The 12,541-nt window shown below is 47.1% G+C and carries 9 protein-coding genes; 5 read left to right on the top strand and 4 right to left on the bottom strand.

From position 1 onward, the window contains the following. Nucleotides 1-43 precede the first annotated feature (43 nt). The 3 genes from HPL003_RS23480 (at nucleotide 44) to HPL003_RS23470 (ending at nucleotide 3,362) form a co-directional block, all read left to right on the top strand. Entirely contained in the window at nucleotides 44-913 is an 870-nt protein-coding gene (locus HPL003_RS23480) for a DegV family protein (RefSeq protein WP_014282286.1), read from the top strand. Nucleotide 914: 1 nt separating this feature from the next. Beyond that, a complete protein-coding gene (recG, locus tag HPL003_RS23475) occupies nucleotides 915-2,963 on the top strand; it encodes an ATP-dependent DNA helicase RecG (protein WP_014282285.1) in 2,049 nt (682 codons plus the stop codon). A 111-nt stretch (nucleotides 2,964-3,074) separates the two neighbouring features. Beyond that, nucleotides 3,075-3,362: a stage VI sporulation protein F gene (locus HPL003_RS23470; RefSeq protein ID WP_014282284.1), complete on the top strand. Its 288-nt coding sequence runs from the start codon at nucleotides 3,075-3,077 to the stop codon at nucleotides 3,360-3,362. A 199-nt stretch (nucleotides 3,363-3,561) separates the two neighbouring features. Here HPL003_RS23470 and HPL003_RS23465 read toward each other — a convergent pair whose 3' ends face one another. Next, nucleotides 3,562-4,830 carry a DNA polymerase IV gene (locus tag HPL003_RS23465; RefSeq protein ID WP_014282283.1) on the bottom strand — a complete coding sequence of 423 codons (1,269 nt, stop codon included), beginning with the start codon at nucleotides 4,828-4,830 and terminating at the stop codon, nucleotides 3,562-3,564. 216 nt (nucleotides 4,831-5,046) lie between these two features. Here HPL003_RS23465 and HPL003_RS23460 point away from each other — a divergent pair, with 216 nt between their 5' ends. Continuing rightward, nucleotides 5,047-7,563 (top strand): transglycosylase domain-containing protein, encoded by a 2,517-nt coding sequence (locus HPL003_RS23460; protein ID WP_014282282.1) that lies wholly within the window; start codon nucleotides 5,047-5,049, stop codon nucleotides 7,561-7,563. Between the two features lie 15 nt (nucleotides 7,564-7,578). On the opposite strand, the gene HPL003_RS23455 is transcribed toward HPL003_RS23460, so the two are convergent. From HPL003_RS23455 to HPL003_RS23445, 3 genes are read right to left on the bottom strand one after another with little or no spacing between them, the layout of a single operon-like run. Continuing rightward, a complete protein-coding gene (locus HPL003_RS23455) occupies nucleotides 7,579-8,700 on the bottom strand; it encodes a Ger(x)C family spore germination protein (protein WP_014282281.1) in 1,122 nt (373 codons plus the stop codon). Then, complete coding sequence (locus HPL003_RS23450; RefSeq protein ID WP_014282280.1) at nucleotides 8,697-9,788, bottom strand: GerAB/ArcD/ProY family transporter; 1,092 nt, start codon at nucleotides 9,786-9,788, stop codon at nucleotides 8,697-8,699. The genes HPL003_RS23455 and HPL003_RS23450 overlap by 4 nt, the downstream gene beginning before the upstream one ends. Further along, the gene (locus HPL003_RS23445) at nucleotides 9,781-11,271 is read right to left on the bottom strand and encodes a spore germination protein (protein WP_420795091.1); all 1,491 of its coding nucleotides are present in this window, start codon (nucleotides 11,269-11,271) and stop codon (nucleotides 9,781-9,783) included. Before HPL003_RS23445 ends, HPL003_RS23450 begins: the two co-directional genes overlap by 8 nt. 145 nt (nucleotides 11,272-11,416) lie before the next feature. Between HPL003_RS23445 and HPL003_RS23440 the strand changes: the two genes are divergently transcribed. Next, nucleotides 11,417-12,463 (top strand): MerR family transcriptional regulator, encoded by a 1,047-nt coding sequence (locus HPL003_RS23440; protein WP_043922890.1) that lies wholly within the window; start codon nucleotides 11,417-11,419, stop codon nucleotides 12,461-12,463. Nucleotides 12,464-12,541: the final 78 nt, after the last annotated feature.

Raw genomic sequence — 12,541 nt, 5'->3', positions numbered from 1 at the left:
GTAGAGCGTCCATAAAAGCTCACCACAAAAGGAGGTCTGACCGATGAGCAACACCATCATTGTGACCGATAGCACGGCTGATATTCCACAGGAGCTGGTAGACCGTCTCGGTATAGTCATTGTGCCGCTGACGGTGATGTTTGGCAGCACAACTTACCTTGACGGCATTGAGATGTCTGCCGTGCAGTTTTACAGCGAGCTGGTACGGTCTGACGAGCTGCCTACGACGTCACAGCCTTCACCAGCCCGTTTTTTGGAGACGTACACGACGCTGTTGGAGCAGTCCCCCGAGAGCCAAATCGTCTCTATTCATTTATCCTCCGGTGTGAGCGGAACGTATCAGTCCGCTCTGCTGGGCAAATCCATGCTGGAGAAGCATGAAGATAGAGTGACCGTGGTGGATTCCAAATCAGCTTCATACGGATACGGCATGCTAGTGGTTTATGCGGCAGAGCTGGCGGCTGCCGGGCAATCCCCGGCTGATATTGTTCAGGCTGTGGAACGTCTTGGGGAGCGCCGTCGTTTATATTTCCTGGTGGATACACTGGAATACTTGCAAAAAGGCGGACGTATTGGCAAGGCAGCGGCTATGGTTGGTACGCTGCTTAACATTAAGCCCATTCTTTCGATTGACAAAGAAGGCGTTATTTATTCGGTTGATAAGGCGAGAGGACATAAAAAAGCGACAGCACGAATTATTGAACTGCTGGAGCGGGATTTAAAGGGTCAAAAAATTAATATTGCTGTGGGCCATACGGCAGATCGCTCCGCGGCAGAAGCGTTCGAGGCTCAGTTGGCAAAGCATTTTGAGCTGGGAGATCGAATATATACTGAACTTGGCGCTGTGATTGGGGCTCATGTAGGGCCAGGAACGATTGGCATTTTTGTATGGCCGGCCGGAGATGAGAGGTAATATGCTGCAATTGGATCAAATACCTTTAAAACAATTACACGGCGTGAGTGCTCTCAAAGAAGGAGAGCTTCACGCTTTTGGCATTTCTAACGTGCAGGACATGCTGGAATATTATCCGTTTCGGTATGAAGATTATCGCCTGCGCTCGCTAAGCGAAGTGAAGGACGGAGATAAGATTACGGTGCAGGCCAAAATTATGGGCATTCCCGTGCTTCAGCGTTACGGGCGCAAATCCAGATTGACTTGTAAACTGATGGCTGAGGATTGGATGTTTACAGCGACATGGTTCAATCGTCATTTTTTGAAGGAGCAGCTAACGTCAGGCCGCGAAATTGTCGTGACTGGCAAATGGGATCTGAAGCGAATGCAGATGACCGTTTCGGATTCCGAGTTTCCCGATAAAGGAGTCGCTCGTTCGGGGACGCTTCAGCCTGTGTATTCCGTAGGCGGTAAGATTACGCAGACCTGGATGCGAAAGACGATGAACCAGACACTCCAGCAGTTTGGCGAAATGATTCCCGAAATTTTGCCGGAGTCGCTTGTGCGTAAATACAGTATGGTGCCGCGTAAGCAGGCTATTGCGGGTATACACCAGCCTCAGGACAATCGAGAGGGACAAGAGGCCCGCCGCCGGATGGTATATGAAGAGCTGTTTTTATTTCAGCTAAAAATGCAGGCATTCCGTGCGTTGAACCGCGGCCGGGCAGACGGGGTTGTACATACGGTGGATAATGTCACGGTTCGCGAATTTGTGAGGGCCTTGCCGTTTGAGCTGACGGATGCTCAGAAGAAAGTCGAGCTTGAAATACTGCATGACCTGCGTTCGCCTTATTGTATGAACCGTCTGCTTCAAGGGGATGTTGGGTCAGGTAAAACTGTGGTTGCTGCCATCGGTTTGTTTGCTACGGTACGTTCCGGTTTTCAGGGGGCGCTGATGGTGCCAACGGAAATTTTGGCTGAACAGCATATGCGGTCGCTTCACAAGTTATTTGAACCGTTTGGGATTAGTGTAGGATTGTTGACAGGCAGTACGACCGGGAAGAAGCGTAAGGAGCTGCTGGCTTCGCTCCAGATGGGTCTGCTGGATATTGTGGTGGGCACGCATGCCCTTATTCAGGAAGATGTGTATTTCCGCCAGCTTGGGCTTGTCGTAACGGATGAGCAGCACAGGTTTGGTGTAAATCAGCGTAGTATATTGCGTCGCAAGGGCTATAATCCCGACGTTCTTACGATGACGGCAACGCCGATTCCGCGTACGCTGGCGATCACTGCATTTGGCGATATGGATGTCTCTACGTTGTCAGAGCGGCCAAAGGGGCGTATTCCGATTTCTACGTATTGGGTAAAGCATGAGCTGATGAATCGCGTGCTCGGATTTATTTCCCGTGAGGTAGATCAGGGACGGCAGGCTTATCTGATCTGCCCATTGATTGAGGAGTCCGAGAAGCTGGATGTACAGAATGCCATCGATCTGCATATTCAAATGCAACAGGCTTTTCCACATTACCACGTCGGTCTGCTGCATGGGCGAATGACTCCTGCTGAAAAGGAAGAGGTTATGCGTTCTTTCTATGCCAACGAAGTCCAGTTACTCATTTCAACGACAGTTGTAGAGGTGGGCGTAGACGTGCCGAATGCGACACTAATGATCATTATGGATGCCGACCGCTTTGGCTTGTCCCAGTTGCATCAGCTGCGTGGACGTGTCGGACGGGGTGCATATGCCTCTTACTGTGTGTTGGTCGCTGATCCCAAGTCTGAGGTGGGTCAGGAACGGATGAAGGTTATGACTGATACGGACGATGGTTTTGAAGTGGCTAAACGTGACTTGGATTTGAGAGGGCCGGGTGATTTTTTCGGTACCAAGCAAAGTGGGCTGCCCGAGTTTCGGTTAGCAGATATGGTAGCGGATTTTGAGGTGCTGGAAAAGGCACGTGAGGATGCGACTGGTTTGATCGCGGATTCGTCCTTTTGGACATCTCCGCAGTATGAAGCATTACGTGGCTATTTGCAAAAAGAGCAGATTTTCCAGGGAGATCTTATCGACTGATACACGTTGAATTATAAGGTTGTTTTTATAGTTTTAAACAGATAGGCACAATGGACAGGCGGGCCGTCATATATTTGGGAATGACCGAATGATATGGGAGGTGCGGTAACATTGAGCTATCAGCAATATGGAATCAGTCCCCAACTGGTGGAGCGGATTAAGTTGAAAATGAAAAATCGTGCACTCAAGGAGCGGGTTAAGCAGCAGATCGAAGGTGTGACCAAGGCGGACCTGCAAAACAAAGCCAAGGTACGTCAACTTGTGAAGTCCACTTCCGCTATTTTGAACGAGCGGCTGACAGCTGCACAGGAAGAACAATTGACGGCCTTCGTACTGGCGCAAAAAATTGATCCGTCTAATACGTTCCATCTGATCAAGCTGTGGGGGATGTTTCGTTAACCGGGACATGCGCAGGATGTCTCTAAAATCTCTGAATGCTCACTGCTCATCCAAGCTGGAAAAAGGATTGCCTGATGTCAGGCGGTCCTTTTTTACTTGCTCCTCTATTTCCCGATTGTTCTCTGTTCAGCATAGTATTCCGTAGCCTTCGCTCGTATTTAATTCCCCGGGTAATAGACTGTGTATTAATGGAGAGATTTTATCTGTAATGACCGCCAATTTTGACGGATCGCTCCAGAGCCTGCCCGGCGTTTGTTAACGATGATGCACGCATGATGATCGCCTGACCGTATCGATCCTTTAAAGTGTCTGTTACTTTTTCCAAAGCTCGGGATCGCTCCTGATCTTCAAAAAAGTCCAGCTGGTACAACTGATCATCCATCAGACCGCTTAAAGTGACACCTGCGCGCCTCACTGGCATATGGTTCCAAAAGGTATAAAAGATTTTTTTCACGGTTTCATATATCTTTTCGGTATGGTTTGTAGGATCAGGCAGCTTCATCTGTCGGGAAAACCCTGTCGGTGCCTCGTGCGGACTGCATATACAATGAACGGTCACAACCGAGCCCATATATCCTTTGCGACGGGAGTCCCGGCATACCTCTTCTGTTAGCTCAAGCAAAATGGTTTCCACTTCCGCAGGCTGGAGATAGTCGCGGGGAAGAGTCATCATATGACCGATGGATTTGGGAGGTGTATTAAATGTTTCCGGCTTGACGGGACTGTGATCCAGACCGTTAGCAGTTCGCCATAAAACCTCTGCCTGAATATCTGACTGCTTGCCGAAATGAGACCGGAATTTATCCTGAAGCCGGGGCAAGGGAGTGCGTGCGACGTCTCCAATGGTGTTTAGCCCAAGCCTCTCCAAATGCTGTTCCATACGCGAGCCAACACCGAACATGCAGCGAATCGGCTGAGACCACAGTAGCGCTGCGATATCGGATGGAGGAAGGGCAAAAATGCCGCTTTCGTTCTTCTTGGCCCATATATCTGTCGCCATTTTAGCGAGCATTTTATTGGAACTGATGCCGATGCGAATCCATACACCTGTCTGTGCCATTACTTTTTGTTGAATTTCACTTGCGATACTCACCGGATCTCCGAATAGGGAGAGGCTTCCGGTTATGTCTAAAAACTGCTCATCAATACTGAAAACCTCAACCAAATCCGTATACTCGTTATAAATTTCTGTTATTTTTAATGAGACGTCGATATAATGCTGCATGCGCGGGCGTACAATGGTAAGGTCAGGACATTTTTTTATCGCTTCGCCCAGACGCTCTGCTGTAGATATACCGTATTTTTTAGCAAGTGGGCACGCAGCCAAGATAATGCCTGAACGCAGCGAAGGGTCACCAGCAACGACTAGCGGCTTATGCTGGTATTCGGGATTGTCGGCCTTTTCAATGCTGGTATAAAAGCTTTGGCAGTCTGCTAGAAATATAGTTTTTTTTCCGCGTTTGTTCAATGTTACAACCTCCTCTCCAAATGTATGCTGATCGTCTTTCCAAAATATTCTTGAATGTAAATTCATATAGTAGTATTATATACGGAACAAGTGTTCTTAATCCAAATGTATTTTCTGGAACGTTATAGTTTACGGAAAACCTAACATGGCGTATCATATTATCTTGAACGAAAGCATGTGGAAATGAATGCATATTGAGGGGAGAAAACCATTTTTATGAACCCAAAACGTCGACCATCATCTCAAAAACGCAGCAGGTGGCGTATTTTTGGCAGAGTTTTGCTGATTAATATCAAGTGGTTCTCGCTTGCGGGCGTACTTGGGGTCCTATTTGCCGGAGGTCTTATATCCGGTTATGTGGCAGCGCTGGTTCATGATGAACCTGTACGATCACGTCAGTTGATATATGAAAAGGTAAATGAGAACGCTCTGACCAGCTTTGTATTTTTTAATGACCAGGTAACCCCGGTTGGACGAATGCGTATGGAGGAGGATCGGCAGCTCGTGGATCTGAAGGATGTTCCCCAATCCATTGTAGATGCCCTTATTTCAACAGAAGACAGCCAATTTTATGAGCATCAGGGTGTTGATCTAAAAGGGACGGCTCGCGCCGTCAAACAGAAGCTTCTGAACGAAAATCGCCAAACCGGCGGCAGCACACTGACACAGCAGGTAGCCCGGCGAGTTTTCCTCAGTCTGGATAAGACGGACAGCCGCAAGGTAAAGGAAATGCTGCTCGCACTGCGTATGGAACGTTTTATGAGCAAGGATAAAATATTAACAGCATACTTAAACAAAATGCCGTTTGGCAATGGCTCCGCAGGCTACAATTTGTATGGGATCAAGTCGGCTTCGTTAGGGATTTTTAATGTAAGTGATCTACATAAGCTTCATATTGCTCAAGCGGCTTATTTGGCCGGTCTTCCACAATTGCCATCTGTTTATTCGGCTTTTGACGGTAAAGGGAAGTTTGATGAAGAAGGCTTCAACAAAGCTATCGAGCGCCAGCGTGTCGTACTGGGAAGAATGCTGGCAACAGGTAAAATCACATTAACGGAATATAACGAGGCACTTCAATTTGATATTAAAGCTACTCTTGCACCACATCGTGAGAAAAGCTACAATACATTCCCTTATTTGATGCTGGAGACGGAGCGGGAGGCCGCTCGGTTGTTGGCACTCCAGGAAAATCCGGATCTTACAACAACTGAGATTTCCAAACCTGAGCATGCCGAACTCCTTCAAAATACACGGGAAGAGCTGCAACGGTCCGGTTATCGGATTTATACAACGATAAATAAGAAAGTTTATAACGATATGCGACAGATTGCATCCAATCCGCAAAACTTTTCTCCATACAGTAAGCAGAAGGGACTGGAACAGATTGCTGCCATCATGATTGATCATAAAACGGGGGCTATACTCGGTATGATCGAGGGAAGGGACTTTAATACTGAGCAAATGAACTATGCAACCCAGATGACACGTCAGCCCGGTTCTGCTATGAAGCCTATTGCAGCTTATTTGCCTGCTTTGGAAAAAGGCTACACTCAGCCTGCTGGTCTTATTGATGATTCGCAAATTGTATTGAAAGACGGACGTAAAGGCTATCATATCCCTAAAAATTATAACAGACGGTACGAAGGACTGATGACAGCCCGCGAAGCACTCAATCGGTCGATCAACATTCCTGCGCTGAGATTGTTTTTATATGAAGTGAAAATTCCAAACGCCTGGAATTTTGTGCGTTCCCTTGGGATTACAACGATTCAGCCGCAGGATGAACATGCTCAGACAGGTGTTCTGGGTGGGCTGAGTAAGGGCGTATCTGTCAAGGAACTGACAGCGGCATATGGTACGATTCCCAATATGGGTGTATACAATGAACCCCATTTGATCAGTAAAATTACGGATGCCGATGGCAAGATCGTATATGAATTCAAACCGCAGGCGAAGCGTGTATATTCCCAGCAAACCGCGTTTTTGATGACAGATATGCTCAAAACGGTTATATCGGACCCGAGAGGTACAGGCAAACGTATGCAAAATGCTTTTAAAAGCTATGGTACCATTGATATTGCTGGCAAGACCGGCACGACACAAAACTTTGGCGATGTATGGTTCATGGGCTATACTCCGGATGTAACGCTCGGCGTCTGGGCAGGTTACCGTCAACAGGTTAACACGCTATCTCAAGAAGGGCATTCCAGGGCACAATCGGTGTGGGCGCTTATCATGAACGAGGCGGTCAAGGATCAGCCCCAGCTTTTCAAAAATAAGCATTTTACACAGCCGGAAGGTGTTGTAAAAGTTACGGTCTCCAGCCTTACAGGTAAGCTGCCAGGAAGTTACTCCCGTCAATCCGGTCAACTCGTGACAGACTGGTTTAACCAAAAATACGTACCAACGGAAGTCGGGAGGGAGCAACGAATACATTCATCCACACCTGCCGTTCCGTCCAAACCAGATACAAAGGATAAAGCAGCTCCGGAGAAACAAGAACCTGCAACGGATCAGAAGGAGATTCTACCAGAAGAAACAGTACCTTCTGATCCTGACACGGAAATAGATACGAATGGTGAGAGTAATGATTTACCACCAGCAGATAGTTCGCAGCCATCTGTTGAAAATCAGCAGGAGTCTCCTTCTGAACCAGAAACCCAGAATGAAGCTCCAGAAAATAAACCCAGCGAAGCTATTCATACCGAAACACCTGATCAGCCGAAAAACTAAACAAAAGGGAGCGGCCTAATTCAAAATGCCGTTCCCGACAATATTGACGGCGATCTGTGGGTGAAAACGAACATTAGGGTACTCTTTATTCCATTCCAGGCTTTTCCACAAGGTCGGGTGATGGGCAATCAATTGTCTGCCGATGCCAAAAGCATCACAACCGCTTTTTTGGAGCGTACGGATAATTTCCTCCGCATCCTGGGTCATGATTTCGGAAAGCTGACGGTTCAGGCGCATGACATTATCCTTATCCTGAAGATGATTTCGCGCGTATTCAACAACATCGACAGGGAGCTTCAGGTTGAGATATACATCAATTTGACCATCGCGTCCAACTTTCACTATAAGCTGGCGTTTGATGTTCCGAATATGGGCCTGATAGGTAATAAAGTTTTGCAAATCACTGGCAGGTCCCGAGTGAACCCTTTTTACAAAGCGTGCTGTGTCCTTCCATTTGCCGGTCATCAGGACATAAAGGACCCCTTGCTCGTCGTTAAGGGTTCCTGTAAATCTTTGTCCGTGAAACAAGGCAATCCCTCGTGCTACAATGTCTTCTCCATCTTTGGAAAGATAGGGGAGAACAAAGTCCTGTCCTGGATCAAGCATAGGGGGAAGCAGTGTTTCTAGCGTCACTTCGGGAAATACGCACATTTCCTCTAGGCTTCGGATCTTTTTCGTTATAAATTCGCCGACTAAGAGGCTGCCTACACTTTTCTTGTTCATTAATTCTCCAGCTGATCCTTCTACTATAGCTACCTTTACATGTGAGGTTGGATGATCCGGCTCCCGATACAGGACATCCAGATATGGATACAAATCTTTTTGGGCCAAGCTTGTGCCATACAAAGTAACCCCGTATTTAAAGAAACGGATATCTCCTGTTACTTTGGCTCGGATTTTATCTGTACTTTGCCGGACGGAAATTCCGGTGCCTGAATGAATTTCATTGGTGCTTTTCCCTTGGTTATTTCCAGAGTCGTCTACAATTTCGAGTGTTTGCTGCAACATGCCTTCTGGAGTAAGATCGTAGGCCGAAGCATTTACCAGCCGGGCATCCTTCAAGTTGTCCTGGTCCCAGCAGCCAGTCATAAAAATGAGTAGAGCCAGCATACCAAGTGCTCTCCTCTTTTTTTTCATGTTCCGGGCTCCTCCTTTTTGTTGAATATATGCGATAGAATCAGCAACAGCAGAGGTAGTGCAATCAGGAAAAAATAAGCCGAATTGTTGGCAATTGTACCGACGAGTTCAAAATCCTCTCTTTTTTGAGGGATACAGGCAATAATGCATGAGACGAACACTACGAAAGGAACGGCTTGTTTGTGGTTTTCCTGCTTGAACAAATAGCCTAGTCCATAGGACGCTGCATAATAATAACCGCTTATGGAGCCAAAGATTGAAATTAACCAGATGGGCAGGAAAATAAAATCAACCCGGTCCATTGTTCCCAGCGGAATAGATCTGAGCAGGTAAATGACAGGCTCCGGCATCAAATCAAGCTGCTGGGGGCTAAATACACTTGTACAGGTTAATATGGTAAAACCATACAACAGAACCACGACCCCGTTAGCTAGCAGGAGCGACTTGAGCTTCCCCTTACTTTTGCCCTTGACCATGGGAAAGACTACGAGGATGAATTCAAAGCCGAACATCGCCATGAGTGTTTCTCTTGAACCACCAATAATATGCAGCCATCCCGCCTCAGTCAGAGGTAGCAGGTAGAGCGGGTTGGACTGCTTTATGCCATAGCTGATTAGCAGCATCATTGGCAAGATCAGAAATGAGATTAAAACAAGCACTCGGGCAATTGTCCTCAAATTTTCGCGAACCAGATAGATGCTGCTGAATAGAATCAGAGCCAATATAGCCCAACGTGGGGTTTTTTGCAGCATCCAGCGATTAATGACGTCATAGGCGCCCACAAGAACCGAAGTTCCCATAAACAAGTAATACATAATGTAAGCCACCGTCAAAATTTTACCCATCCAGGAGCCAGTAATCCGAGTGAGGATTTGGTAAATGGAGGAGGAGGGAAAGCGCCTTAACAGGAGCCAGCATATTAAAATGATAAGCTGGATCAGAATGCCTCCAATAATGACGGATATCCAGCCCCCTCCCTTGGATGACAGATGCATTTGATAAGGAAGTGATAGAATATCCACGCCAATCTCAAACTTGATAATCAAAAAAAACAATTGGCCCTGTGTGATTGTGCTTTCTTTATTCACGACGTTTCCAGCTCCTAGAGAAGTTCTGCTGCTTCATTTTTTGGGGTCGGGAATCATGCGGCCGCTGTTGGAGTGTCCAAATGGGAAAGCGAAAAAAAACATCCTTCATATCACCAAGCCGGAAAGGTGCCAGAGGAGCAAAATAAGGCGAACCAAATGTTTCCAGCTTACAAAGGTGAATAAGGAGAATAAGCATCCCGAAGGCAATACCAATATATCCGAACAAGGCTGCAGCAATCATCATTGGAAAACGAAGAATGCGGACAGCTGAGCTCATTTCATGGGAAGGTACCAAAAAAGAAGAGATAGCTGTTAACGAAACGACAATAATCATCGTGTATGACACGAGACCTGCCCGAACGATAGCATCCCCGATAACCAGACCGCCAACGATGCCTATTGTTTGGCCCACTCGGCTGGGCAGACGAATCCCGGCTTCCCGTAGCACCTCAAAGATCACTTCAAGCAACATCGCCTCCACAATGGCGGGAAATGGAACATTCCCCAACGATTTTTTGATCGTATGTGCCAGCTCCAGCGGTAGAATGGCTGAGTGAAAGGAAATCGTTGCAATATAAATGGCGGGCAGCGTAAAAGCGATCAGAAAGCTCATCATTCGGATCATTCTCAGAAAGGAACTAATAATCCAGCGGCCGTTATAATCATCAGGGCTTTGATAAAATGCAAAAAACGAGACGGGAGCGATTAAAGCAGTAGGGCTGCCTTCGGCCAAAATAGTTACTCGTCCTTCCATTAAATTAGCGGCTACCCGATCCGGACGTTCTGTGCTGAGCTGCTGAGGGAACAGGGAAAAGGGATTGTCCTCCGTGAATTCCTGAATAAAACCAGGAGGCAGTACCATATCGGAGGAGATGGCCTTTATTCTTTTTTCCACTTCCTCCACTAGCTCAGGATTGGCCAAGTCTTGCATATACATGATAGCGACTTTGGTCCGGGTTTTAGATCCGACATAAAAGTAGCGCACAATCAGCGATGTGCTGATGATTTGTTTGCGAATAAGATTCAGATTGACGGACAGTTGTTCAATAAATCCATTGTGCGGCCCGCGGATAATTCCCTCGTTCTCCGGCTCATCCGTACTACGGGCGTATGTTTTTTCGGAGGAAAGGATATAAAATTCTTCTGCGCCATCCACCATTAAAATGGAGTATCCCTCAATAAGCGAATCAGCGGCATTTCGGAGGTCGGTGTCCTTTTGGCTGTTCAGGGTGGTAAACATTTGTTGAGAGCCAGAATCGGTTTTCTTATACAATGTGGCCAGAATATGCGTCTGAATGATCTCCTGATCCACGAGTGAGTCTATATAGAGAAGAATGCCATCTTTCCCGTCAACGGAAATAGTCTGTTTTTTTAAATCATCCGTATAAAAAAGAGCTTGCTCGATAAAGGAAATATTCTTGTTCATTTCAAAGGAAGCTGGGTTATGTCCAGTCAAGAAAAACACCTTCTTTTTGGATGAGATAAGCATAATGTGTGCCAAATGGATTGGATTTATCCATGATCTGGCGACCTATCCATATCCCGTATCATGTTTCACCTCACGTAACGTGAATGTTTTATAATAGAATAGGCTGAGAACGAGAGATGGAGTGAGTGTTTTGCAAGGAATGAAAATTAAAGAGCTGGCGGCTCAATTACATATATCTGCACGCACGATACGATTCTATGAGGAAAAAGGGATGATTGCTCCTGTTAAGCACCCGGATAATGGATATCGTTATTTTACAGAGCGTGAAGCCGTTCGCCTGAGGATGATTATGGCGCTACGTGAATTTGGTATGTCGGTGGAGGAAGTCAAATCTGTACTGGACCGATTGGATCAAGGGAGAAGGGATGAGGCACTTCATGAGCTGGAGCTGCAACGTTCTGTGATGTTCACGACGTGGATGGATCACAAGCGCAGGCTGGAGGCAGCCGACCAAATGATCGAACGTTTGAGACGTGACAGCGAGCTGGAGTGGGAAGAGATGTTTCAGTTGGCCGGAGGATTGAAGCGTCAGCGGGAGCTGCGTGAAGACTGGTTTGACGGTTGGGATTTTGACAGCCGCGCAGCTGTACATGATATCAGGGTGAGTCTGGAAGAGGGAGAGAATGGCAGGCATCCCGCGTACAGGCGTGCTTTGCGTCTTATCGTACAGCGTGTGGCTGCCAATGCAGGTGAGTATGGTCTGGACGCAGGTACAGGGACGGGGAATCTGGCAGGGTTGTTCGCTGAAGAGGGCATTCGTATGGCAGGCGTGGATCAATCGAATGAAATGCTCAAGCGCTGCCGGAGTAAATTCCCACAGGTGGAGACGAGGCTGGGAAATCTGATGTCGATTCCTTATATGGACGGGACCTTTGACTTTGTAGTCAGCAGTTATGCCCTGCACCATCTGACAGATGAACAAAAAATACTCGCTCTGTCAGAAATGCGACGCACGCTTAAACCACACGGACGCATTTGCGTCGTGGATCTGATGGTTGATGCAGCAGAGATACCGGAAGCGGGGGAAAGCGTGTCTACACCGGATAACGAGGAATCCGAGTTACCTGTATATTGTGCAGAACGCTCCCACATGCTGGACTGGTTCGATAGACATGGGTATTTTGCGGCTTCGTGGCACATTACAGGGCAACTGCATATGATCTATGCAGTTCCTGTACGAAGCTAACAGGATCGGGATGCTTGACATTTACGCAGCGTCAAGGTGTAGCCTTCTGGATGTAAATCATAGCACTCAGGAGGCTGA

It is taken from the genome of Paenibacillus terrae HPL-003, assembly GCF_000235585.1.
Taxonomy (GTDB): domain Bacteria; phylum Bacillota; class Bacilli; order Paenibacillales; family Paenibacillaceae; genus Paenibacillus; species Paenibacillus terrae_B.
This window is presented reverse-complemented; position numbering and strand designations above follow the sequence as displayed.